Genomic DNA, 24,700 nt, shown 5'->3' with positions numbered 1-24,700 from the left:
TATCTACTACCCTCCTTTTGCATTTTTCAGACACTGAGAAACACTAGCACTTTCCGTATTTTCTCATAGCCTCCATCCACGCCTTAACCAGCTCTGGCTTGGAAGTGTCATTGAGCATGTTGGGTCCCATCAGGAAATAGCCTTCATATCCTCTTGCATATTTCTCAATATATTCTTTCACAAGACTATCCATCTCTTCCGGTGTCAGAGTTGCAAATGCTGCAGGAGCAATGCCAAACCATAGGCAGGCTCCATACTCCTTCAAAATTTCCAGGATTCCTTTGATATCGCAGTTCAAGGACCAGGGAGTAGCCACATGGAACACAGTATTTCCCGCCTGGCAGGACTCTTTTACAAAGTTCTCAATATCCGCTACTTCGTCGATACCCGACTGTGAATGCCAGCGGACTCCCGGAGGTGTCATGTGTGCCAATGCCTTCTGAATCTTTTCATATGCGGGCATAAAGAGATCATTGTACTGCTGCGGGCTGCACAGGGAAGGTGAACCTGTCGCATCCGCCATGGAGATGCCGATCGCACCGCGGTCCAGCAAAGCCTTTCCCACTACAATAATAACATCCGCGCAGTAATCCAGCAGATCTTTTACAAAATCCGGGCGCCTCTTCATATCAATGACAAATTTGCTGGCTCCTCTTAAAGTAGATGCCAGGGATATTGGTCCGCTCAGATGACCTATAATGGGATAGATATCACCGATTTTTTCTCTAAGCAGAGCTACTGTATTCATTACCACTGGAAGGCGTCCATCCTTTTCCGGGTCGACCATCTTCAGCTTCTCCAAGTCCTCCGGTTTCTTTATCACAGGCACCTGGGGCACAGATACCGCATCCTCAATCATATCGATCTGAACACCCAGAATCTCCGGAATCACAGAGTATACATCCACGTTTGTCCAAATGGTATCGTATCCAAACTCCACCAAGCCTGACAGCATGGACTCACATTCTTTCAGATAGTCTGTTTCCAAATCACGCACTGTATAGTTTACCAGATATCTGGGATATTCTCTGTAAAACGCCCAAGTCATCAGCCTGTCTGGCTTTGCATGACATACATTCACACAGTTAAACCTCTCCAGAGGCGTCATCTGGTCCCCTGAATTCTTGACGTTTTCATGCAGCTGCTCAGCCAGCTGGTCTATTCTCTCATTTGATTTCATGTAAATTTCCCCCTTCACTCGCATAATCGAACGCCTGACGCTCTGGTTACGCTCTCAACTCTGCCATAAGTCTCTCACACTCTTTGATACATCCGTTGCCGTCCTTGGACCAGGCATCCGCACATACCTGATCTTTTGTGCCCGGATTGGTGGAAGCTCCTCCCACAGTAATCTTAATCTTGTCACGAAGTCCTTCCTTCACCAGAAGATCCGCCGTATCCTTTAGATATTTGGTAGTCTGAAGCATTGGATTGGACATGGCAATGATGTCTGCATTGACCTCTTTTGCCTTAGCCACAAATGTTTCCGGAGCCACATTTGTCCCCAAGTCATACACCTTGAAACCCGCTCCGCTCAGCATAGCGGATACGATATTCTTTCCAATCTCCTGGCTGCACTCTTTGATAACTCCGATCACAATGGTTCCCTTGTCTTTTTCCGCCGATTGGTCAAGCAGCGGTTTTAAAATCTCCAATGCCTCGGACATGGCATCTGCTGATGCTGCAAGATCTGGAACAAAGTACTCCTTCTCATCGTACTTTCGGGATACGATTCCCATTCCCACTACCAGGCCCCTCTCAATGATGTCCGTGGCAGGCACCCCCGCATCCAATGCCTTTTCCACCAGCTCCACCGCGTCATCGCTTTCCCCGTCCACGATTACATCGATGATTTCCTGAAAATCATAATTCTCCATACTACTACCTCCTTCTCCTTGTTTTTGCGTTTTCTATCATAAATATATTGCTATATTTATTTCCCGCCTCAGTATTGCTTTATCTAAATGTTTATACATTTACTTCCTAAATAAATAACTCTATAAACATAACTCTTACAACGTGGTGTATTTCTCCCCTAATCTTGTCTAAAACTTTCGAATTTCCTTTAAATGTATATACATTTAAATGTTTTAAATCAGGACAGAAAGTATTCTAACTTTATCTGTCCTTATTCTATCTAGTAACATTAAAGTAATACCTGCACCTGTCCCCCCGAATCACAGCATAACTGTAAAACAAAGGCTTATTGTTGTCTCCAAAAATCACCCGGTCCATCACCAGTGCTGCCTGCTTTTCCTCCATATTGAGAAGTTTGGCATACTTTTCGTTTATCAGCGTGGGCTCCACATAGGCTGCGATCCTGCCCATACTGGCATGATATCTCTCAACTAAAATCTCTGTGAGCAGCTCATTTGCAAAATCGCTCTCCTCCAATCCCGGAAAAGCCGCTGATTCCAGATAAGTCTCCTCATAAATCCACGGTTCATCTCCAGCTCCCCTGATTCTGGCAATATGTAAAATGTCAGCCTTCTGAGGAATCTCCAGCCGGTCGGCAATTCTTCTTTTTCCCGGCACTACCTCAACTACCAGCGGTATGTTTTTCAATTTCAGGCCCAACTTCCGAATGCCTAATCCAAAGCTGTAATCTCCCAGAAGGTCATGATTTAAAGTCGGCCTGCGCACACAGGTTCCTTTTCCACGCTCTCTGGTCACATATCCCTTTTCAGCCAGCATATTGATGGCCTGACGCACGGTTCCCCGGCTCAATCCATAGGTATCACATAACTCCGTCTCCGAGGGAAGCAGACTGCCTGAGGGCAACTCCCCTGATTTTATTTTATCATAAAGTTGTTCTTTTAGTTGGTAGTATAAAGGCACGACACTCTTTCTGTCTAAAATAATGTCCAATTCAAGCGCCTCCTTTTTGTATATTTTGCATAGTTTATTATCATTTTTCAATATATTTTTATCATATCATACAATTGTATAGACGTCAATACATTTATCCAGAAGTTCTCCCACATTTTCTACGCAGTAATCCGGAAAATAGGGCGTGTGCACAATGTCCTTCCGGTCCGCTTCCCCGGTAAACACCACACATGTCTCCACCCCCGCTGCAATTCCGCATGCTATGTCTGTGTATAAACGGTCTCCCACCACCAGGGTCTCCTCCTTAGAAATTCCACTGCGCTCCAGACAGAGTTCTACCACTTGTGCACTCGGTTTTCCAAGATAACGGGGTACGCGGCCTGTGGACGCCTCCAGCATATTGCAGATGGCACCGCAGTCAGGTATAAAGCCAAAGGGCGCCGGACAGCAGAGATCCGGATTGGTGGCCAGGTACTCTACATCGGGACGCACCAATAGTTCACAGGCTCGTTCCAGCTTACGGTAGGTCAATTCACTGTCATAGGCCGCGAGCACACAGGAGACGCACGGAGTCACCTCCTCCGTGATGTCCAGTCCGCATGACCTCAGTTCCTGGACAAAGGAGGCGGTTCCCAGCACAAAAATCTGCCTGTCAGCACAATGCTTTTTTAAATAATCTTTCGCCATGTATCCTGAGGTGACAAACTGTTCCTCCTCTGTCCTGATTCCCCATTTTTCAAATTTTTTTACATAGTCCTTCCCGCTTTTTGTAGAGTTATTTGTAATATAAAAGGCTTTTCCGCCAATGTGGTCTATATACTCCAAAAGCCTTCTTGTTCCCTCAAACAAATCCTCCCCGACGGCCAATGTGCCGTCTATATCAAACAGAAAAAGTCTCTTATTTTCAAGACCAAACATTTTGATTTCTCCTCCTGCTCTTTTTAGGTATATTTTCATGTCGGAAGGCACATACTCTTCCTATGAAATGGAATTTTATAAAATGCGGCATCTGCGGATGGTGTATGGAACTGCTCTGGACCGGGTTTCTGGCCTTCCGCAGACGGGAAATGAAACTATTTGGCCGCTCCTCCCTCTGGATGTTTCCTATCTATGGAATGGCGGCTTTTATCGGTCCTCTCTACCGCCGCATAAAGGACAAGGGCCTTGTGCTGCGCGGCACCATCTATGCCCTCTGCATTTTTGCGGTAGAATTTTTAACAGGCAGCTACTTAAAGAAAAAAAACCGTTGTCCCTGGAATTACTCAGACTGCAAATTTAATTACAAAGGGCTGATTCGTTTGGATTATGCCCCACTGTGGTTCTCCGTGGGACTCTTTTTTGAAAAACTGCTGAAAAGAGATGCTGCATAGGTCAGTTTAATAGCTTTCCTGTGCAGTATTTTTCTGCAAGGAAAAAGAACGTTGCGAATCGCAGCGTCCCTTCTCTGTGCAAATCTCTACAGCTCCATATCATCAATATACTCGTGTCCCGCAATATCCTGGGTGTTCATGGTTCTTCTGCGCAGCCTTGCCTCCTCGGAAGCCTCCAGAATATAGTTCTTGATCTCCTGTGCATTTTTTATGTGAGTCAGTGTCAGTGTGGGATCTGTCACGTCCCCTCCATAGCAGTGTACTGTTCCAAGTCCGAAAATGCGCTCCAGAAAACTCCGGCACAGCCTGGTATCCACGATCTTATACATATAGCAGTCGTTCTGTTTTTTGTTTAAAAAACCCGAGTCCACGGTCACATACTCCTCGGATATGGTGTAGGTGGTAAAGGTGAGAGGAAGCCCCAGAAAGGCCCATCTTTTTTTCTCCACGTATTTCATGTCCATTCCTCCATTTGGGGCAGTTACGCCCTGTTTCATACTGTCTTTCCCCTAAATCAGTTGCGATTGGTGGGAGTCTTCCCTGATGCCTACAGATTTCTCCGCACTTTGTGCTCCTGGCATCATTATATACGATTCCCTTCACAATTGCAAAAGAAATATGAATACGCAAAAGTCATCTTGAATTTCTCTTCCATTTGGTATATGATAGGAAAAAGCCATAAATAGTATGGAGTCAACGTAACTGTTAAGATACTGTACAGTTATGAATCAACAACAGAAGGAGAAGACTATGAGACATTTAATGAGTCCCCTGGATCTCAGTGTGGGAGAATTGGATAAGATTTTGGATCTCGCCAATGACATTGAGGCAAATCCCGAAAAATATGCTCATGCATGTGCCGGAAAAAAACTGGCCACTTTATTTTATGAACCAAGCACACGCACCAGACTCAGCTTTGAAGCTGCTATGATGAATCTGGGCGGCAATGTACTTGGTTTTTCTTCTGCCGCTTCCAGCTCCGCCGCAAAGGGCGAGAGCGTCTCCGATACCATCCGCATGGTATCCTGCTACTCAGATATCTGCGCAATGCGACATCCAAAAGAGGGGGCCCCCATGGTAGCTTCCATGAAATCCTCCATTCCTGTGATAAACGCGGGAGATGGCGGACATCAGCATCCTACCCAGACTCTGACGGACCTGCTTACCATCCGTTCCCTGAAGGGACGCCTTGGAAACATCACCATTGGCCTATGCGGAGACCTGAAGTTCGGCCGCACGGTACACTCTCTCATCCACGCCCTGGTCCGCTACGAAAATGTAAGATTTGTCCTAATCTCCCCTGAGGAGCTTAAGGTACCTGACTATATCCGCGAGGATGTTCTTGAGAAAAATGGCAATGCTTACAAGGAGGTGGAGCGACTGGAGGAAGTCATGCCTGAACTGGATCTGCTCTACATGACCAGAGTACAGAAGGAACGCTTCTTCAATGAGGAGGACTACGTCCGCATGAAGGATTTCTATATACTGGACAAAGAAAAGATGAACCTGGCCCGTCCCGACATGCTGGTTCTCCACCCCCTTCCCCGTGTCAATGAAATCTCTGTGGAGGTGGATGAAGATCCCAGAGCCGCTTACTTTAAACAGGTACAGTACGGCGTCTATGTGCGTATGGCGCTGATTCTCACATTGCTGGAGGTGAAAGTATGTTAAACGTCGGTCAGTTAAATGAAGGTGTGGTGCTGGATCATATTGAGGCTGGAAAGAGCATGTCCATCTATCACTACTTAAAGCTGGACAAGCTGGACTGTTGTGTAGCCATCATCAAAAATGCCCGCAGCAACAAGATGGGAAAGAAAGATATTATCAAGGTAGAATGCCCTATCGATATGCTGGATCTGGATGTTTTGGGCTTTATCGATCACAACATTACGGTAAATATTATTAAGGATGCCAAAATTGTGGATAAAAAGGTGCTGAAGCTTCCTGAGAAGCTCACAAATATTATCAAATGCAAAAACCCACGCTGTATCACTTCCATTGAACAGGAGTTGGACCATGTATTTGTGTTGACAGACCCTGACAAAGAGGTCTATCGCTGTAAATACTGTGAAGAGAGATACGGTAAAAGAGGGGTATAAAAAGCCGGGGCCAAAAGCCCCGGTAAGTTATGAAAACATAGTTATCTGCCCTCCTGCATAAATACTTCACACATTAGCCTGACCCCCAGCCGGAAACCATCTGAAAAGTTCTTTTCCATCTCCAGCGTCAGCACTTCCAAATGCCTGTCCATAATAGCCTTAAACTCTTCTGCCCTCTCCTCATCCAATTTTTTTGAAAAGGCCTCATAACCCCGGAACGCCTCCTCCTTATTCTGGTAGTAACGCCGATGAATGGATTTATACCGTTCTCCTGGATACAGGTCACCGTTGTACAATTCTTCAATAATACTCTTCATAACATCTCCTCCATTTTGTGTTACATATTTGTATTCTACTATGTGTTTTAAATGTATTCGTTAATGAATTATAAACTTGTGGTATAGGAATGTCAACAAAAAGCCATTATACTTTGTAGTACAGGAGGTGCAAAATGGGAGAGAAGTTTATTGTCCGTCCAAAAAACCGGGAGGCAAAGGATAGTTCATCGGTTACTATGACCATTCGTATCAGTGAAAGCTTGCAGGCACAATACGATGTATTAGCCAGCGACAGCGGCCGTTCACGCAATGAATTGATAAATATGGCACTTCAGTATGCGCTGGACAATCTGGAGTTTGTTCCGGGTAAAGAGAGTTCCCAATAGGGATATTTTATAGATACAGGGGGTATGGCAAAATAGTTAAATATAAGCTATTTTTGCCATACCCCCTGTATCGTAAACGGCCGTGCCCGCTAACGCGGACACCACCATGAATGTAAGCAGAACGGTAAGCCGGGTTATGTCGTGGATGAGCATCTATCTAGGCCTGCTGTTGCCAGCAGGCTCAAGCAACCTACCTAAAGCTGACGGGCCGCCATATGCTTTTATTCGGTCTTGCTTCGGATGGGGTTTACATATGCCCCTCCTGTTACCAGGAAGGCGGTAGTCTCTTACACTGCCCTTCCACCCTTACCGCGTTTCTATGCGGCGGTTCATTTCTGTTGCACTTTCCTTGGAGTCGCCTCCACCGGACGTTATCCGGCATCCTGCCCTGTGAAGCCCGGACTTTCCTCGCCTGGCACCTTTCGGCCTGCCAGCCGCGCTCATCTGTTCTACTAACGCTGTACCAGTATAACTCTATCACTTCCCGGGAAGCCTGTCAATTTATAATTTATAATTTATAATTGAAAGCACCCTCCCCCTACAAATTCCCTTAAAATCGAATTGGTTGGTATGCTGTCATCCGGAATTCCCACAAAATAATCCAAGAATTTTAGCAGCCTCTTGGCCTCCTGATACTCGGGTTCATTCTTTCCGATGCTAAAAAGAAGAGGCTCTGCATAGATCTTCAGGGCAGCCAGCTCATAAATCAGAGCAGAGTTAAACATCACATCCGCCTCCTCCTGGTAGGGGAAGATGTAGGACTCCTCACCCCTGCGCACAGAGTACCACATGGCTATGGTATCCTTTGCTATGGTTCCCCTGGTCCTGGCATCCCTCACAATTCTGCGCAGCAGACGTCCGTCCGTGGTGGGGATGCGGTTATGCTCATCGATGTTGAGCTGGGTCAGGGCGCTGATGTAGATCTTAAACTTATTTTTCGCCGGCAGACTGTAGGTGAGACGCTCATTCAGGCCATGTATCCCCTCAATTACCAGGATATCTCCACCGCCCAGTTTTTTTCTGCGCCCCCTGTACTCCTGCTTTCCGGTCTTGAAATTGTAGGTGGGCAGTTCCACCTCCTCCCCTGCCAGCAGGGCGTTCATGTCCCGGTTAAACAGCTCCACATCAATGGCCTCCAGGCATTCGAAGTTATGCTTTCCATCCTCATCCAGGGGGGTTCTGTCCCGGTCCACAAAATAATCATCCACCGCAATGGGATGGGGCGTCAGCCCATGTGCTGCCAGCTGAATTGAGAGTCTGTGGGAAAAGGTAGTCTTTCCCGAGGAGGAGGGACCTGCGATGAGCACCAGCTTCCTGCCAGGGTCCTGTGCAATTTTCACTGCAATGTCTGAGATTTTCCGCTCCTGGAGTGCTTCCTGAATCAGAATCAGTTCATGGATATTCTTGTGTACAATATAGTCATTGAGCGCACCCACTGTGGGAACTTCCAGCTTCTCCCCCCATTCCAGAGATTCCTTTTGAACCTGAAAAATCTTACGCTGAGGCTTAAAAGCCGGAACGATCTTGGGGGCTTTTATGGTGGGCAGTAAAAGCACAAATCCTCCGCCATAGAGCTTCAGGTCAAAGTATTTCAGATAGCAGGTATTCGGAACCATAAATCCGTAATTGTAATCCTCAAAATCGTCAATGCTGTAGATGTTTACTTTAGACACTCTGCGATAGTGGAAAAGCTTTTCTTTATCCCTCATCCCATATTTTTGAAACAGACTGATCGCCTCATCTGTGTTGACGCTCTTCTTGTCTATGGGCAACCCTTCTCTGACAATCCTCATCATGTATGCCTTTACTTTATCCAGAAAGGTCTGATCCAGACAGATATCTCCCTGTATGGTACAGTAAAGGCCCCCACTCACCGCAAAATGCACGCCCACCTTTTCAATGTGGTCGTGACCGCCCTCGTGATACACTGCTTTTACCATCAACATGCTCATACTTCTGCGGTATGCGTTAAATCCCATCTTGTCGCCTGTGGTTAGAAAGGCTAGGCTGCAGTCCTCTGTCACACATTTGTGAAGCTCCCGAAGCCTATTGTTCTCCCACACCAGTACGATGTCATTCTCCATTGTATGCTGATATTCCTTGGCAATCTCCTCAAACCGCGTGCCTATGGGATACTCCCTCACTTCACTGCCAATTCTCACCTGAGCCATATCCTTCTGCCTCCTTTTATAAGATGTTGGGGTTAAAAGTATTTGACCCCTGATGCCTACGGATTTCTCCGCACTTTTTGCTCAAGAATAGTTACCTCTAAATCACTTTAAAAGGGTTCTCTGTCTCCTCACAATATACCTGAAGCTGGGGAAACTCTGCCCTTATGAATTCTGACATCTGTCCAATAAAAATATGCTCCAGGCCATAATGCCCCGCGTCAATCACAGACACCCCCTGCATCACTGCGTCTATCCCGTCGTGATGTCCAAAGTCACCGCTGATCAGAACATCCACGCCCGCCTTTACGGATGATTCCACCATGCTCTTGCCTGATCCCGGCGAGACTGCCGCAAGGCTCACCCGATCCTCCAGATTTCCAAAGATCTTTACTGTCTCCAACCCAAAGATCTCTTTTACATACTCCCCGCATTCCCTCAGAGTCATGGCCCGTGGAAGTTTCCCGACTCTTCCAAATCCTTCCTCCCGGCCTTCTTCCCGATAGGTCACCTCCAGCACCGCCGTATCCTGAAGCTTCAGCATCCCGGCTGCCAGGGGAGCCATGGTAACCACATCGTGGTTGGTGTGCATGGCATAATAGGAGATGTCTTTTTGAATCAGCTCCACCAGACGCTGCCCTGTGAAATCATCTGTATTGACCGACTTCACTGGGCCCATCAGCATGGGATGATGGGTTAAAAGCAGGTCTGTTCCCACAGCTATGGCATCCCTGATCACTTTCTTTGTGGCGTCCAGTGCAATGTATACGTTTTCAATTTCTTTGTCCCTCCTGCCTGCCAAAAGTCCCGGATTGTCCCAGGGTGCCGCCAGATATCTGGGATATGTCTCTTCCAATCGCTCAATAATGTCTCTGCATTTCATCTAAATTCCTCCTTTGCACGTCTGACCTGTTCCAGCTCTTTCTCTATCTCCAAAAGCCTTCGCCCTGAATGCTCACTGCCGCTTTTTTGGAGGGTTCTGCGTATATTTTCATAGGCTGTCTCCTCCCGCTCCAGATATTTTTTGAGGCAGGGATGTCGCATGGCCAGCAGATGGGGGCCATACTTATATTCTATGTCTGTGAGTTCTTCCATATATCCATGAACCACACGCATCATGGGATAAAATTTGCCATCCTCCAGCACCATGTCTTCCTCCTGGATCTGATATCCCTCCCTCTGCAGAAACCGGCGCACCTGTTCCAGATCCGACTGGGGCTGAAGAATCAGCTCCTGTACTGTCTTAAGCGCCTTCCTTCCCTCTGTCAATATATGTATCACCAGCCAGCCGCCCATGCCGGCCACCACCACGCTGTCCGCTTCTCCATCACCCAGGGATTTCACGCCGTCCGAAATCCTTGTCTGTATCCTGTCCTCCAGGCCATAGCGCGCGATGTTCTCCTTGGCCCTAAGAAGAGGCCCCTGATTGATATCCATCGCTATCGCCCCAGGAACCCGCCCTTCCATCACCAGTGAAAGCGGTATGTACCCATGGTCTGTTCCGACATCCGCCAGACGGCTGCCGGAAGTTACCATCTGGGAAACTGCTTGTAATCTCTCTGATAACTGCATCCTTATACTCCTCACTTAATCCAAATAGTCTTTCAGCTTCCGGCTGCGGCTGGGATGGCGCAGTTTTCTGAGGGCCTTGGCCTCAATCTGGCGGATTCGCTCCCTGGTAACATTGAACTGCTGTCCCACTTCCTCCAGGGTCCTGGCCCTGCCGTCATCCAGTCCGAAACGCAGCCTCAGCACTTTCTGTTCCCGGTCAGTCAGAGTCTCCATGACCTCCCCCAACTGCTCCCGCAGCAGTGTGTAGGCAGCCTCCTCCGCAGGTACTGGAATATTGTCATCCTGGATAAAATCCCCGAGATGGCTGTCATCCTCCTCACCGATGGGTGTTTCCAGGGAAACCGGTTCCTGGGAAACCTTTAGAATCTCTCTTACTCTCTCCGTGGGAATCCCCATGACCTTGGCGATTTCTTCAGGCTGAGGTTCCCTCCCCATTTCCTGTGTGAGCTGACGGGATACGCGGATAGTCCGATTGATGGTCTCCACCATGTGTACCGGTATCCGGATCGTGCGAGCCTGGTCCGCTATGGATCTGGTGATCGCCTGACGAATCCACCAGGTTGCGTAGGTGCTGAACTTAAAACCCTTCTGGTAATCAAACTTGTCCACTGCTTTGATCAGTCCCAGGTTCCCCTCCTGTATCAGATCCAGCAGCACCATGCCTCTGCCCACATAGCGCTTTGCGATACTTACCACCAGACGCAGATTTGCCTCCGCCAGCTTCTGTTTGGCTTGTTCATCCCCCTCCTCCATCCTTTTGGATAGTTCAATCTCCTCCTCTGGGGAGAGAAGGGGGATTTTTCCGATTTCCTTGAGATACATGCGCACGGGGTCATCTGTCCCAATTCCTTCGGGGACTGTGAGATCCTCCTTGCTCAGATCAATTTCCTCTTCCTCCAGCATCAGGGGCTCTTCCTCTTCGCCTGGCAGAAGTACATCCTCTTCCTTTTCCGAGATCTTCAGGATATCCACCCCAGCATTCTCCATCTCCTCAAAAATGGTGTCGCACTGTTCTTCTGTCAACGAAATGTCATGAAAGAAATCCATCAGTTCCTGATATTCCAGAACATTCTTTTTCTTCTTTGCATATTCCTTAAGCTCTTTTATTCTCTGTTCAAAGCTCACTGCCTGTCCTTCCATCCGCATACCGTCCTTTCATAACTGCTGTCTTAGATGCTTACGCACTCTGTCGAAGTTGTTAGTATTCTATCCCTAATCCAGGGAAATATGCAGTCTCCTAAGCGCCTCCAGCTGTCTTTTCCCGGTTACCACCTGCTGCAGCCCTGCTATATCCGTGGGATCTAAGTTGGTTGTTTTGTATTCAATACTGTTCTCCATGACGCGGCATATGGTTTCGTGGACTGCCTTCTCCATCTCCTCCTTAGTCTTTACCGGAATTGTAGTGTTAAATAGGGAGGCTGCCTCTCTCTGCTGTTCCTGATCCATAAAGTGATTTATGATCTTTGCGGGCATCACCTGTCCCTGCTTTAGCTGTTCAAAGAGAAGTCCGGCCACCTGGCGGTAGAGATCTGTTGTAAAGTCCTCCGGACCGATATAGTCTTTGATCTTGTCATACAATCCTCTGCACTCTATCAGCCAGGTCAAAAGCAGCTTCTGGGACTTTTTCATTCCATCCTCTTTTTCGGGAGTCTTTCTCTCCCTCACAGGCTTTGCCTCCGCCCTTGAAACTCCCTTTAGTGCAGTCCGGTTTACCAGTCTGCGCAGACTATCAAATCCAATACGATACTTTGCGGCCACTGCCTCTATATAGTTTTCCCGCTCCAGCTCCTCTTCAAACTCCACAAGCTTGGCTGCTGTTCTGTTAAAAAACGCGGTCTTGCTCTCCGGATCTTTTAAATCATACTCTTTCTCCAGGGCCATAAGCTCAAACAAAAAGCTATTCTCCGCCTGGTCAATGCGCTCCTGAAAAGCCTCGGGTCCCAGTGCTTTGATAAACTCATCCGGATCTTTATAGGGGTCCATATGCAGCACTTTCGCAGTGATCCCAGCATCCTTCAAGATCGGAATTGCCCGCAGCGCCGCTCTGGTTCCGGCCTCGTCGCTGTCGTAAGTGAGGATAACTTCCCCTGTATACCGTTTCAAAAGGCTGGCGTGCTGGGTAGTGAGCGCGGTTCCAAGCGAGGCCACCGCATTGGTAAAGCCTGCCTGATGCAAGGAGATCACGTCCATATACCCCTCGCAGACCAGAAGATTTTTCTTTCTGGACGTCCTGGCCACGTTTAATCCATACAGGTTCCGGCTCTTGTCAAACACCTTCGTCTCCGGTGAGTTCAGATATTTGGGCTTTCCATCCCCCATCACCCTTCCCCCAAAGCCAATTACCCGGTTGTTCACATCCATGATTGGAAAAATCACACGGTTCCAGAACTTGTCGTTCATCCCCCGCTTCTCATCCACACTCATCAGCCCTGATTCTTTCAAGAGTCCATCCGGAACCCCCTTGCCTTTCATATAACGGTATAAATCATCGCTGTATTTATTAGCATAGCCCAGTCCGAAACTCTTGATGGTATCGTCCGTCAGCTCTCTTCCTTTCAGGTAAGCCATGGCCTGCTTTCCGCTCTCAGTGCGCAGCTGGTAATAAAAATATTTTGCAGCCATCTTATTCAACTCCAGGATTCTGGATCTGAGGTCCTGCTGCTTTCTGGCCTCCTCCGAGTACTCCTGCTCCGGCAGGGACACTCCCGCCCGGTCTGCCAGCACCTTCAGCGCCTCCGGAAAGGTATAATTCTCATATTCCATAACAAAGGTAAACACATTTCCCCCTGCCCCGCAGCCGAAGCAGTAATACATCTGTTTTCCCGGACTTACGGAAAAGGAGGGGGACTTCTCGTTGTGAAAAGGGCAGAGGCCAAAATAGGAGCTCCCCTTTCTCTGCAATTTCACATATCCTGAAATCACATCCACTATATCATTTCTCTCTCTGATCTCTTCTACTAATTCCTCTGGATAATACATCTCACTGTCTCCTCGCCTGTCACTGCACCTGCCATGATTTTGGAATATAAAGCTCTGAAAACTTGTCCATAGAATACTGGTCTGTCATTCCGGAAATATAGTCACAGATCACCCGCTCCTTCTGTTCTCCTCTGTCGATCAGGGCCAGATATTCCATAGGCATTTCATCCGGATGCTTACTGTAGTATGTGTAGAGGGCCTGAATCATATTTCTGGCCTTGCGCTCTTCCCCCTTGGCCCTTGGGTTGCGGTAGACATGCTCAAACATAAATACGCGCAGTTCCTTCATGGCCTGTTCCATATGGGGGGACATGATGATATCAGGCTTTCCCTCACTGTGCTTTACAATATCGTGGATCAGGGAATTCAGCCGTTCCCTGGTGGTAAATCCCAAAGCTTCTCTGTATTGAAGCGGTATCTCCGACTCAAGCAGAATTCCCGCCCTCTCCGCATCGTCGATATCGTGGTTGATATAGGCAATCTTATCCGAGAGGCGCACAATTTTCCCCTCCAGAGTGCAGGGATTTCCCGATGTGCGGTGATTCTGGATTCCATCACGCACTTCCCAGGTCAGATTCAACCCTTTCCCCTTCTTCTCCAACAGTTCCACCACACGCACGCTCTGTTTATAATGCGCAAATCCCAGAGGACATATCTCATTCAGCGCCCGCTCACCGGCATGTCCAAAGGGAGTGTGACCCAGATCATGCCCCAGGGCAATTGCCTCTGTCAAATCCTCATTCAGGCACAGTGCCCTGGCTACGGTCCTGGCAATCTGAGCCACCTCCAGGGTATGTGTCAGCCTGGTTCTGTAGTGATCCCCCTGGGGCCGCAGAAACACCTGAGTCTTATGTTTCAGTCTCCGAAAGGACTTGGAATGAAGAATCCGGTCACGGTCCCGCTGATATACGGTTCGAATGTCACACTGGGCCTCCTCACTCTGGCGCCCCCTGGTTTTTGTGCTAAAAGAGGCGTAAGGACTAAAAAACTGTTCCTCACGCAGCTCTGCTTTTTCACGTATTGTCATGGCAGTCCCTCCTTTTGCCTGTTTTACCATGTACATAACTTCTCTAATAGGTATATTCTGCGCAAACCTTCAATTTCCTTTTATTTTATTCAAATTTCTCCACAAAATAATTTTCTCCGTCTGTGGACACTGTAACCGCCCCATCCTGGTCTGTGCGCAGTATCATGCTCCCCGCCAGCCTCTCCAAAACCTCTGCGTGGGGATGGCCGTAAGTATTTCCCCTTCCGCAGGATATCACAGATATGCCGGGCCGGAATGTTCTCAGAAATTCCTCCCCTGAAGAGTTTGAGGAGCCGTGATGGGCCACCTTCAGAAGTGTTACAGAGTCTCCCCCCGTCTTCATTACAGTCTCCTCCCCTCTGCCTTCCAGATCACCAGTGAGCAGAGCAGAAAACTTTTGATATTCCAGTCTCAGCACCACAGAGCTCTCGTTTTTTTCCTCTCCCGCATTCCCCTTCTCAGGGTACAGGCACTTAACCGACAGATCCCCTGCCTGAATCACCATCCCCCGTCTGAGATAAATCAAAGGGATTCCTCTCCTTTGGGCCATTTTTTCGATCTTCCCGAACCGCTCATCCCGTGTTTCCAAATCCGGCAGAACCAGATGCCCGATGTCAATTCCCCCAATCTCTTGACCCAGCAACTCCTCTATCCCATTGACATGGTCCTCGTCCATATGCGTTATAAAAACATAGTCCAACACATTTCTCCCCCTGTACTTCAGAAAGGGGATGATCCGGTATTTCCCCACCTCCGTTACACTGCTGCTTCCACCGTCGCATAGAAACGCAGTCCCACCGTCTGTCTCCCAGAAAATCCCATCCCCCTGCCCCACGTCCAAAAAGGTGATTTCAAACGCTTCCCTGTAGTGAAAGCTCAGCATCCACACCCCCGCTGCCAGCAGCAAAACAGCGCCCGGTCCCGCAAGAGCCGCTCGCCGCTTCCTTCCCAACAGCCAGCAAAACCCTGCAAGGCACACCACATACAGCAGTATGGAAGCCGTCTGAGGCCTTCCCCAGGTCTGCATCCATCCGGGAATCTCCCTGCTTCTTGCGCACAGAACTTCATACCAGGCCAGGATATAGTGGCACGGCGCAAACAGCAGCACGCCGGCTGGCGCAAACAGGAGTCCCCCCAGGCACGCTGCAAGGCCCATCATAACTGCCAGAGACATGAAGGGCAGAACCAGCAGATTGAGAACAATCCCAAAGGGAGGAAATTCAAAGAAATGGTAGAGCAGACAGGGAAGAATGGCCAGTTGAACGCCAAGACTCACCAGAAATGCTTCCCTCCTCTTCCTGCCTCCCCCACATACCCTTTGGAGCAAGGGAGAGATCCAGGCAATGCCGAAGACCGCCAGAACAGAGAGCTGGAATCCCCCCTGAGAGAGCAATTCCCCGTTGCCCATAAGCAGGCAGAGCACAGCCAGAGCCAGACCATTCTTCATGTCATAGGTCCGCCCCGCCGCCTGAGCCCCCAGGTAAACCAGGTACATGAGAAAGGCCCGCACAGCGGAAGATGAGGCTCCGGTCATCAAACAGTAGCTTAGCATGACAGACATGCTTGCCAGGGCAGATACTCCATACTTCATTCCCGCTTTCCGGAACAGACCAAACAGCAGCATTCCCAACATGGAAATATGCAACCCCGATATACTAAAAATATGTGATATGCCCCCATCCCGATACAGGCTAAGCGTCTCCTCATCCAGCCCAGTCCGGTCCCCCAGCAGCACTGCGCACATCAGGGCCGCATCCTGCTCATTCGCAATCGAACGGATACTTTCAGCCAGCCTCCCTCTGATCTCATGGAGGGTCTGCAAAAGTAGATGAACGTGGTCATCTGTCAGTAAGGCTGTGGCCCTCTGAAGGGTAAAGCCGATTCCCTGTGCCCTGTAATAGGCCGGCATGTCAAATTGGCCCGGATTTGTGGGTGCTTCCGGAATCGTACATTTGCCCTGCGCCTGAACAACATTTCCGATTTGGAAGGTGTTTTCTTCTGTTGTGTAAACAATTGTTTTGGAATAATACTCAGATAATGCTTTTGATTTTTTATAATGTGAAACAGAAATGTTTTTGAGATAAATCAGATTCTTTTCCTTTTTCTTTTCCAGCCTGTAGACCTGCCCCTGTACAGCCACCGTGCATCCCTGCAGTTCCTGCAGAGGTAAGGGCTCTTTCCTGGCCCCAGTCTGCCCTGAAACGGCAGTCCATAATACCAGAAGCAGGGCCGCCAGGCAAAGCGGCCTTCTTCCCATAAAACCTCCTCATACTGAATCCACACACCCTATTTGGGAAGCATCTGGTCAACCCCTACAGAGGGCGCAAGCTTTTCCGTCTCTCTGTCCGTTTTGGAAAGCATCTCCCGGCTGGGCTCAAAAGGCTGGCTGATGTCCACAGTATCCAGATACTTTACATCTGTTTTCCCGTCAATCTGTATCTGCACCTGCTTTACCCCTGTGGTGTCGCAGACGGCATCCACAATGGAATAAACCGCCGCAGTGGGGTCCACCGGGCTTTGGGATACTGCCTGGTTAAAGGTGGAATCAAAGTTAATCGTACACAGCCCCTGTTCTTTTATGACACTTAGAATCTTTGCCCCTGCATTGACAACAGGCAAAAGCTTTGTGTTGGCCGGCCCCTCCAGGATTTGTTCCACCACCACCTTCTCAAGGGTGTTGTTGCTGGAATAGTGCACATTGCGCATCTCCTTCACCAGCTTTTTACCGCTCTCGTCTGCAAAGTAGAGCGTCAGGGCAGCATACTGGTACGAGTTGATCCCCTCTCCCCCGGCGTCAATAAAAGAGTCTGCTCCCATTGGCCCCACGACAGTGCCCTGTGCATCTTTGAGTTCATCCCCTCCAACCGAGAAAGTGACTGTATCCACATCCGGAACCTGAACCAAGGTCTTCACTACTGCACAGCGGCAGAGAATCTCTTCTATATTTCCCATGGCGGCGTAGGATGCGCTAAACTCCACCTGAAGGTTTTTGTCCTGCACCACGGCCCCTGTAATCTGAACACTCTTGGGGATTGCAGACTTTTCCTCCACCCTCTCGGGCGTTTCCATAAGCTTCCCGATCAACTCCTGTATCATTTCTCCGCTTTTTTCCGACTGGGGCTTATAGGGGTCCTGCACCAGCTTGGTTCCCTCCCCATTGATCCGGTAAACCACATATTCTGAAGTCTCCTGCTTGACCTCCTCACATCCGGCCAGGCAATACACTGCCAGCAAAAGCAAGAGACCCAAAATTCCTTTTTTCACCTACTTCTGCCTCCTTATGCCATATAAGTCAGGGGAATCCGCACCGTAAAGGTTGTCCCCTCCCCTTCTTTACTGTAGACCTTGATAGCGCCCCTGTGCATCAGCACCGCGCTTCTGGTTATCGCAAGGCCAAGTCCTGTTCCCCCAATCTCTCTGGAGTGGGATTTGTCTACCCGGTAGAAGCGCTCAAAGATATGCTCCTGGGCATCCTCAGGAATACCGATCCCGGAGTCCTCCACCTTTACATAAAAATACTTGTGATCCGAGTTCAGGGACAGATGCACCCAGCCGTCCTCTTTATTGTACTTGATGGCATTCTCCACCAGGTTGGAGATGGCGAGGGTGAGCTTGGTCTCGTCTATCTCAGCCATCACAGGCTTAAAGCTCTCCAGTACCAAATCAATGTTTTGTTTACCTGCAATAGGCTTTAACCTCTTTACAATCAACTCCAGCAGTTCATTGATGTTAGTCTCCTGAATATTCACATCTGCAGCCTTGCGGTCCATCTTCACCAGTGAGAGCAGATCATTTATAATCTTATCTTCACGGTCAATCTCCTCAGCGATGTCTCCCATAAATTCCTTGTACAGTTCCACAGGCACATCCTCCTGCATCAGCAGGGAGTCCGCCAGCACCTTCATTGAAGTGATTGGGGTTTTAAGCTCATGGGACACATTTGAGACAAATTCCTGCCTGGAATCATCCAGGGTCTTCATGCGCTTAAGCATCCGGTTGTAGGCCTCTGAGAGTAACTGTGTCTCCGTATAGTCCAGAATCGAAAGGTCCTCCTCCAAGATTCCCCCTGTCATCTCCTCCAGGGAACGTGTTACCTTTCCAAAGGGCTTTACCAGCATTCTGGACACGTAAAAGGCGATGGCCAGGATAGCCAGAGCCATTCCCACCTGCAAAATGAACACCTTACGGCTCAAGGTATCTCTGCTTGCCAAAATATCCTCAGTAGGCGTACTGACAATCATCATGCCAATCTTCTCCTGGCTGACCGAGGACACCACCGGAAGGGTCATCTCAATAAATCCGCCCTTTTTGTCATAGTTCAGAGTGTCTTCTCCCCGAAAACACTTGAGTACATCCTCCGAAATGATAAACTTTCCCTCATCCAGATCATACGTATCCTTTACCACGCGAAACTGGCTGTTCACAATCACAATCCTGCCATTGTACAAATTAGCCAGCTGGGACAGCTCTGTGTTCACAGTTTCCGCATCATTTTCCCCTATGTAAGATGCGCTTCCAAGCTGCCCGGCAATAAGCCTGCACTGATTCTGCACCATAGTGCCTCTCTGGCTGATGGCCTGTTCCTCATAGCTGACCAGTATCCCCTGCTTGACCAGCATAATCGGTATGATCCCCACCAGAATGAACACCAGAAAAATGCGGAACTGCAGGCTCTTTGCATATTTTTTGATATGGTCATTCTTAATAATTCTTTTCACTTCTGTCCCCTAATGCTGAAAATAGTATCCAACGCCCCATTTTGTGTGCACATATTTCGGTTCACTGGGGTTTGCCTCTATCTTCTCCCTCAGTCTTCTGATATGTACATCCACGGTGCGCACATCTCCCAGATACTCATATCCCCAGACAATGTTCAGCAGATTCTCCCTGCTGTAAACCTTGTTGGGATTCAGCACCAAGAGCTCCAGCACATCGAACTCCTTGGCCGTCAGGTTGATTTCCTTTCCGCCAATGCTTACCCGTCTTCCCTCGCAGTCCAGAACCAGATCACCGGCCTCAATCACCTTGCTCTTTGTCTCAGCCTGTGCCTTTCTGGTGGTCCTTCTCATGATTGCTTTAATTCTGGCCTTAACCTCCAGGATATTAAAAGGTTTCGTGATATAATCATCCGCCCCGTATTCCAGTCCCAGAATTTTGTCCATGTCATCTCCCTTAGCCGTCAGCATCACCACCGGCACATTAGAAAAGTCGCGGATCTGTTGGCAGACTTCAAATCCGGTCAGCTTTGGAAGCATCACATCCAAAAGTATAATATCGTATTCCTTTTCCTTGGCCATACGGAGGGCATCCTCTCCGTCATAGGCACAGTCCACCTCCATGCCATCCTGCTCCAGGCTGAAACGTATTCCCTTCACGATCAATTTTTCGTCATCCACCACTAAAACTTTCTTTGCCATAATCTATTCTCCTCACTATACCACTATTTTGTCCTTTATCTTCTCAAACACGGCATCTTTGATTCCGCTGATGTTCTTGATCTCCTCAATGGTCTGAAAGCCTCCTGAACTCTGGCGATATTCAATGATATCCGCCGCCTTTGCATCCCCGATTCCAGGAAGTGTCTTCAGCTCTTCCGCCGTCGCTGTGTTGATATTCACCTTCTGCTCCTTGGTTTCCCCATTCTCAGACGGGTTCCAGGCACCATCTGCCGCGCCTGCCTTTACTTCCTCCTGGGTGGGAACCGTCACCTGCGTTCCATCCTCCAGAACTGCTGCCTGATTTACCGCTGAGAAGGCGGCATCTTCCCTAAGTCCCCCTGCCTGCTCTATGGCCTCAAACACTCTGGAACCAGCCGGAAGCCGGAAAACTCCGGGCTTTTGCACTGCGCCGCAGACGTACACACAGATTTCCCCTGAAGTCTGCCCCTCAGACTGGACCATTCGATCCCCTGTCTGAGGCTCCGAAGCGGACATGCCGCTACTCTCTGACTGCCAATCTTCTTCCGTATAGAGGGAAACCGTTTCCCCCTTTCGGCAACCGCCTACGAAAAATAAGCCTGCCAGTAAACAGGCGCTCAGATACAAATAAATTTTTTTCATCATGTAACGCTCCTTTCCCTATTTTAAGAGAAAGGCCCCCGATACAGTCATATCTATTCTATCGGAAATTCCTTTTTATTACAATAGCTTTTTAAAATTTAACCCTTTTTCACCACTTAAAAATAACGATACCTCCAATTGCCACCAGCATACCTATCACCTTTCTCCACTCCAGAGGCTGCTTGTCCACCCCGAAAATTCCGAGCAGCTCAATGACATAGGCCACAATCAGCTGGGCAATGACAATGAGCATGGCTGCTCTGGCAGGTCCTAAGCTGCCCATGCTCTTGATCACTGTAATCGTAATGAAGGCTCCGATTACGCCCCCCAGAAGCGCGTACTTGTTCGGCACCTCAAGCAGGGTGGAAAAGCTCTGCCTGTCCGCAAAAAACCAGGCCACCAGACAGACCGCCAGAGCCGAGAACTGAACAAAGCATGTGGACACCCAAAGGCTGGTATTCTTCGTCACTTCCGTGTTAAACACACCCTGCACACTCATTAGGGCTCCTGACAACAATGCAATTAATATACCAAACATAGAAAAAACTCCCTTTGCTTTTTGGTTTATTATGTGCAAAGGAAGTTTTTTTATGCTACAGCCATATCAATCAAAAACTGGCCGTTAGCTTTTCGATCATTTCATCAATATGCTCTTTTGTGATAATCAAAGGCGGTACAAGGCGCAGCACATCACTTCCGGCGGAAATCAGGATCAGTCCGTTTTCCAGGCATTTTGCGACAATCTCCCCCACAGGCCTTCCCGAAACCACCAGTCCCTGCATCAGCCCTCTGCCTCGGCGGGCTGTCAGAAAATCATACTTTTCCACCAGTGCATCCAGTTTCTGCTCCAGATAGGGCGCTGTCTCCTTTACATGTTCTGTGATATGGTCCTGTTCAAAAATATCCAACACCTTGCTCACCGCTGCGCAGGCAAACGGGTTTCCGCCATAGGTTGTCCCGTGGTCCCCAGGCACCAGGGATGCCTTTGCCGTCTTTTTGTTGAGCACAAAGGCCCCCACAGGCACACCGCAGCCCAACGCTTTGGCGCAGGTCATGATATCCGGCTCCACCCCGTATGCCTGCCAGGCAAACATAGATCCCGTCCTGCCCATTCCACACTGAATTTCGTCCAGCACCAGCAGGATATCACGCTCCTCACAAATGGCCTTGACTCCCTCCAGAAAGGATTGTTTGGCAGGGTAAATGCCCCCTTCCCCCTGTACTGTCTCCATGATTATGGCACAGGTCTTATCTGTCACCTGCTCCTTTACACTGTCCAGATTATTAAATTCAGCAAACCTCACACCGCCCATCAATGGCTTGAAGGCTTCCTGGTAATGAGGATTTCCCGTTACCGAAAGAGCACCCACGCTTCTCCCATGAAACGAGTGGTTCATGGCAATGATCTCATGGTCTGTGCAGCCGTCCTTTGTGTAGGCATATTTTCTGGCCGCTTTAATGGCGCCCTCCACAGCCTCAGTACCACTGTTGGTAAAAAACACTTTATCCAGGCCGCTGGCCTTTACCAGCTTCTCAGCTGCTTCAGCCATAGGCGCATTGTAGTAAAGGTTTGAGGTGTGGATTAGCTTGTCGATCTGTGTTTTGAGGGCCTCATCGTAACCCGGGTAGTGGTAACCCAGTCCAAATACAGCAATACCGGCCCCAAAATCCAGATACTGCTTCCCCTCCATGTCGTAAAGATACACATCCTCTCCTCTCTCCAGCACTACCGGAAAGCGATTGTAGGTGTGCAGTACATATTCTTCTGCAAGTTCCATACAACTACTCATGCTCTTCAAAATAACGCTCCTCCTCATCACCAATGATTGCTGTTCCCACACCTCTATTGGTAAAAAACTCCAGAAGCAGGCAATGCTCGATCCTGCCGTCCAGGATATGTACTCTGGAGACACCTGACTTGATGGCATCCACACAGTTGCGGATCTTGGGCAGCATACCGCCTCCCACATTTCCGCTTCCCAGCAGTTCCTCCGCCTCAGGCACTGTCAGCTCTGAAATCAGGCTGCCCTTGTCCAGGGGGTCTCTGTACACGCCCTCGATATCTGTCAAAAAGGCCAGCTTTGCAGCCCCCACAGCAGTGGCGATGGCACAGGCAGCGTCATCCGCATTGATATTGTAGGAGTGGTAATTATCATCAGATCCTATGGGACAAATCACGGGGATAAAATCATTGTCCAGCAGGGTGTTTAAGAGCTGAGTGTTCACAGATTTTACTTCCCCGACAAACCCGATATCCTCCCCATTTGAAAGCTTTTTATCCACTCTGAGGATGGAACCATCCTTTCCGCTGATTCCAACAGCCCTGACACCCACTTTTTCCATCATGGACGCCAGGCCTTTGTTCACCTTATTCAGAACCATCTCCGCCACTTCCATGGTAGCTTTATCCGTCACCCGCAGTCCATTGACAAAATTTGTCTCAATCCCCAGCTTTTTCGTCCACTTTGTAATTTCCTTGCCGCCACCGTGAACGATGATGGGACGAAAGCCCACCAGCTTTAAGAGGGCCACATCACGGATCACATTTTTCTTCAACTCATGATCCACCATAGCGCTTCCGCCGTATTTAACCACAATCGTCTTTCCGTGAAATCTCTGAATATAGGGTAATGCTTCATTTAAGACACTGGCTTTTTGAAGCCAATTTTCCATTGTTTCCATGTTTCCTGTTCTCCTTATGAGCGGTAATCCGCGTTTATTTTTACATAGTCGTAAGTCAGATCGCATCCCCAGGCAGTCGCTGAGGATTTCCCCATCTTAATATCTGCAATGGCAGTCACAGCTGGCTCTGAGAGGATTTTCGTGGCTTCCTCCTCGCTGTAACCTGTGGACACCCCGTTTTCTATAATTTTCAGTTTTCCGGCAGCACTCTCAAAATAGAGATCTACCTGCTCAGGGTCAAACTGTACTCCGGAGTACCCCATTGCACACAAAATCCTTCCCCAGTTGGCATCATGCCCATAGATGGCTGCTTTGGTCAGGCTTGAGGTGACAATGGACTTGCTCAAAACAACAGCCTGTTCCTTGGACAGAGCGCCCACAACTTTTACCTCAAAGAGCGCTGTAGCCCCCTCTCCGTCCCCGGCAATCTTTTTTGCCAGCTCCGTGTTAACATAATTGAGGGCTCTGCAGAAGGTTTCATAGTCCTCCCCCTCCTGTTCAATCACAGGATTTCCCGCCTGTCCGTTTGCCAGGAGCAGTACCGTATCGTTTGTGGAGGTGTCGCCATCCACGGAAACCATGTTGTAGGTGTCCATCACATCCTGGCTCAGTGCTTTCTGAAGCATCTCCTTAGAGATGGCGGCGTCTGTGGTCACAAAACTGAGCATGGTACACATGTTGGGATGAATCATTCCCGAGCCCTTACACATGCCGCCAATGGTCACGGTTTTCCCGCCCAGCTCCACGGTCGCTGCCACTTCCTTCTTTACCGTATCCGTAGTCATGATGGCCTCAGCCGCCAGCCCCCCGGCTTGTGAGCTGTGCTCCAGGATGGGAACCATGGCCTTAACCCCCTCCTTAATTTTTTCAATAGGAATCTGCTGTCCAATGACCCCTGTGGAGGCCACCAGGACCTCCGTCATCGGAATACCTAACAACTTAGCCGCTGTCTCAGCAGTCTGCACACAGTAGCTATAGCCCTCCTCACCGGTACAGGCATTTGCCACCCCGCTGTTTACCACAATGCCTCTGGCTGTGGAATAGTTGTAAACTACATTCTGATCCCACTTAACGGGAGCTGCTTTGACCACATTTGTGGTAAAGGTCCCTGCTGCCACACAGGGTGTCTCACTGTACACCATAGCCATATCCTTTTTGTCTTTTTTAATTCCAGCCTGAATTCCAATCGCCTGAAATCCCAGCGCCGCGGCTACGCCGCCCTCAATGATTTTCACTCTCTGCTCCTCCTCA

At 48.9% G+C, this 24,700-nt stretch carries 25 protein-coding genes and 1 other RNA gene; 4 read left to right on the top strand and 22 right to left on the bottom strand.

Annotation, left to right across the window (positions count from 1 at the left end; all coding sequences use genetic code 11):
• Positions 1-43 precede the first annotated feature (43 nt).
• The 4 genes from AC0THY_RS12315 to AC0THY_RS12300 all read right to left on the bottom strand — a co-directional run bounded on the left by AC0THY_RS12315 (position 44) and on the right by AC0THY_RS12300 (position 3,747).
• On the bottom strand, positions 44-1,180 hold the full coding sequence (locus tag AC0THY_RS12315) for a uroporphyrinogen decarboxylase family protein (protein WP_489990897.1): 1,137 nt from the start codon (positions 1,178-1,180) through the stop codon (positions 44-46).
• A gap of 46 nt (positions 1,181-1,226) precedes the next feature.
• Positions 1,227-1,877, bottom strand: a complete 651-nt coding sequence (locus AC0THY_RS12310; RefSeq protein WP_489990896.1) for a cobalamin-dependent protein — start codon at positions 1,875-1,877, stop codon at positions 1,227-1,229.
• A gap of 256 nt (positions 1,878-2,133) precedes the next feature.
• A complete protein-coding gene (locus tag AC0THY_RS12305) occupies positions 2,134-2,868 on the bottom strand; it encodes a GntR family transcriptional regulator (RefSeq protein WP_489990895.1) in 735 nt (244 codons plus the stop codon).
• 66 nt (positions 2,869-2,934) lie between these two features.
• The gene (locus AC0THY_RS12300; RefSeq protein WP_489990894.1) at positions 2,935-3,747 is read right to left on the bottom strand and encodes an HAD-IIA family hydrolase; all 813 of its coding nucleotides are present in this window, start codon (positions 3,745-3,747) and stop codon (positions 2,935-2,937) included.
• A 62-nt stretch (positions 3,748-3,809) separates the two neighbouring features.
• Here AC0THY_RS12300 and AC0THY_RS12295 point away from each other — a divergent pair, with 62 nt between their 5' ends.
• Complete coding sequence (locus tag AC0THY_RS12295) at positions 3,810-4,199, top strand: putative ABC transporter permease (protein ID WP_489990893.1); 390 nt, start codon at positions 3,810-3,812, stop codon at positions 4,197-4,199.
• Positions 4,200-4,285: 86 nt separating this feature from the next.
• On the opposite strand, the gene AC0THY_RS12290 is transcribed toward AC0THY_RS12295, so the two are convergent.
• Positions 4,286-4,696, bottom strand: coding sequence for a PH domain-containing protein (locus AC0THY_RS12290; RefSeq protein ID WP_489990892.1), 411 nt, complete (start codon positions 4,694-4,696; stop codon positions 4,286-4,288).
• Between the two features lie 253 nt (positions 4,697-4,949).
• Here AC0THY_RS12290 and pyrB point away from each other — a divergent pair, with 253 nt between their 5' ends.
• Together pyrB and AC0THY_RS12280 are read left to right on the top strand one after the other, a co-directional pair.
• The gene (gene pyrB, locus AC0THY_RS12285) at positions 4,950-5,870 is read left to right on the top strand and encodes an aspartate carbamoyltransferase (RefSeq protein ID WP_489990891.1); all 921 of its coding nucleotides are present in this window, start codon (positions 4,950-4,952) and stop codon (positions 5,868-5,870) included.
• Entirely contained in the window at positions 5,864-6,298 is a 435-nt protein-coding gene (locus AC0THY_RS12280) for an aspartate carbamoyltransferase regulatory subunit (RefSeq protein WP_489990890.1), read from the top strand. Before pyrB ends, AC0THY_RS12280 begins: the two co-directional genes overlap by 7 nt.
• Before the next feature lie 41 nt (positions 6,299-6,339).
• Here the strand turns inward: AC0THY_RS12280 and AC0THY_RS12275 are convergent, their stop codons facing one another.
• Entirely contained in the window at positions 6,340-6,615 is a 276-nt protein-coding gene (locus AC0THY_RS12275; RefSeq protein ID WP_489990889.1) for a DUF6809 family protein, read from the bottom strand.
• Positions 6,616-6,749: 134 nt separating this feature from the next.
• Here AC0THY_RS12275 and AC0THY_RS12270 point away from each other — a divergent pair, with 134 nt between their 5' ends.
• Complete coding sequence (locus AC0THY_RS12270) at positions 6,750-6,962, top strand: CopG family transcriptional regulator (protein ID WP_489990888.1); 213 nt, start codon at positions 6,750-6,752, stop codon at positions 6,960-6,962.
• A gap of 109 nt (positions 6,963-7,071) precedes the next feature.
• Here AC0THY_RS12270 and rnpB read toward each other — a convergent pair.
• The 16 genes from rnpB to argJ form a co-directional block, all read right to left on the bottom strand.
• Positions 7,072-7,418, bottom strand: an RNA gene (rnpB, locus tag AC0THY_RS12265) — RNase P RNA component class A.
• 59 nt (positions 7,419-7,477) lie between these two features.
• On the bottom strand, positions 7,478-9,133 hold the full coding sequence (locus tag AC0THY_RS12260; protein WP_489990887.1) for a uridine kinase family protein: 1,656 nt from the start codon (positions 9,131-9,133) through the stop codon (positions 7,478-7,480).
• A gap of 97 nt (positions 9,134-9,230) precedes the next feature.
• A complete protein-coding gene (locus AC0THY_RS12255) occupies positions 9,231-10,013 on the bottom strand; it encodes a Nif3-like dinuclear metal center hexameric protein (protein WP_489990886.1) in 783 nt (260 codons plus the stop codon).
• Positions 10,010-10,702: a tRNA (adenine(22)-N(1))-methyltransferase gene (locus tag AC0THY_RS12250; protein ID WP_489990885.1), complete on the bottom strand. Its 693-nt coding sequence runs from the start codon at positions 10,700-10,702 to the stop codon at positions 10,010-10,012. The genes AC0THY_RS12255 and AC0THY_RS12250 overlap by 4 nt, the downstream gene beginning before the upstream one ends.
• A gap of 15 nt (positions 10,703-10,717) precedes the next feature.
• Positions 10,718-11,842 carry an RNA polymerase sigma factor RpoD gene (gene rpoD, locus AC0THY_RS12245; protein ID WP_489990884.1) on the bottom strand — a complete coding sequence of 375 codons (1,125 nt, stop codon included), beginning with the start codon at positions 11,840-11,842 and terminating at the stop codon, positions 10,718-10,720.
• A gap of 72 nt (positions 11,843-11,914) precedes the next feature.
• Positions 11,915-13,681 carry a DNA primase gene (gene dnaG, locus AC0THY_RS12240; protein ID WP_489990883.1) on the bottom strand — a complete coding sequence of 589 codons (1,767 nt, stop codon included), beginning with the start codon at positions 13,679-13,681 and terminating at the stop codon, positions 11,915-11,917.
• A gap of 19 nt (positions 13,682-13,700) precedes the next feature.
• Positions 13,701-14,708, bottom strand: a complete 1,008-nt coding sequence (locus AC0THY_RS12235) for a deoxyguanosinetriphosphate triphosphohydrolase (RefSeq protein ID WP_489990882.1) — start codon at positions 14,706-14,708, stop codon at positions 13,701-13,703.
• 85 nt (positions 14,709-14,793) lie between these two features.
• Positions 14,794-16,965 (bottom strand): DNA internalization-related competence protein ComEC/Rec2, encoded by a 2,172-nt coding sequence (locus tag AC0THY_RS12230; protein ID WP_489990881.1) that lies wholly within the window; start codon positions 16,963-16,965, stop codon positions 14,794-14,796.
• A gap of 29 nt (positions 16,966-16,994) precedes the next feature.
• On the bottom strand, positions 16,995-17,972 hold the full coding sequence (locus tag AC0THY_RS12225) for a GerMN domain-containing protein (protein ID WP_489990880.1): 978 nt from the start codon (positions 17,970-17,972) through the stop codon (positions 16,995-16,997).
• Between the two features lie 14 nt (positions 17,973-17,986).
• Positions 17,987-19,426, bottom strand: a complete 1,440-nt coding sequence (locus AC0THY_RS12220) for a sensor histidine kinase (protein WP_489990879.1) — start codon at positions 19,424-19,426, stop codon at positions 17,987-17,989.
• Between the two features lie 9 nt (positions 19,427-19,435).
• Positions 19,436-20,125, bottom strand: coding sequence for a response regulator transcription factor (locus AC0THY_RS12215; protein WP_489990878.1), 690 nt, complete (start codon positions 20,123-20,125; stop codon positions 19,436-19,438).
• A gap of 15 nt (positions 20,126-20,140) precedes the next feature.
• Positions 20,141-20,770, bottom strand: a complete 630-nt coding sequence (locus AC0THY_RS12210) for a helix-hairpin-helix domain-containing protein (protein WP_489990877.1) — start codon at positions 20,768-20,770, stop codon at positions 20,141-20,143.
• A gap of 106 nt (positions 20,771-20,876) precedes the next feature.
• The gene (locus AC0THY_RS12205) at positions 20,877-21,305 is read right to left on the bottom strand and encodes a DMT family transporter (RefSeq protein WP_489990876.1); all 429 of its coding nucleotides are present in this window, start codon (positions 21,303-21,305) and stop codon (positions 20,877-20,879) included.
• Positions 21,306-21,375: 70 nt separating this feature from the next.
• Positions 21,376-22,557: an aspartate aminotransferase family protein gene (locus AC0THY_RS12200; protein ID WP_489994191.1), complete on the bottom strand. Its 1,182-nt coding sequence runs from the start codon at positions 22,555-22,557 to the stop codon at positions 21,376-21,378.
• Positions 22,550-23,449 carry an acetylglutamate kinase gene (gene argB, locus AC0THY_RS12195; RefSeq protein WP_489990875.1) on the bottom strand — a complete coding sequence of 300 codons (900 nt, stop codon included), beginning with the start codon at positions 23,447-23,449 and terminating at the stop codon, positions 22,550-22,552. Before argB ends, AC0THY_RS12200 begins: the two co-directional genes overlap by 8 nt.
• A 14-nt stretch (positions 23,450-23,463) precedes the next feature.
• Positions 23,464-24,684, bottom strand: a complete 1,221-nt coding sequence (gene argJ, locus AC0THY_RS12190; RefSeq protein WP_489990874.1) for a bifunctional glutamate N-acetyltransferase/amino-acid acetyltransferase ArgJ — start codon at positions 24,682-24,684, stop codon at positions 23,464-23,466.
• Positions 24,685-24,700: the final 16 nt, after the last annotated feature.

It is taken from the genome of Ruminococcus sp. 8Y-12 (assembly GCF_058119865.1).
The sequence above is the reverse complement of the archived record's forward strand: the minus strand, read 5'-3'. Positions and strand labels throughout refer to the sequence as shown.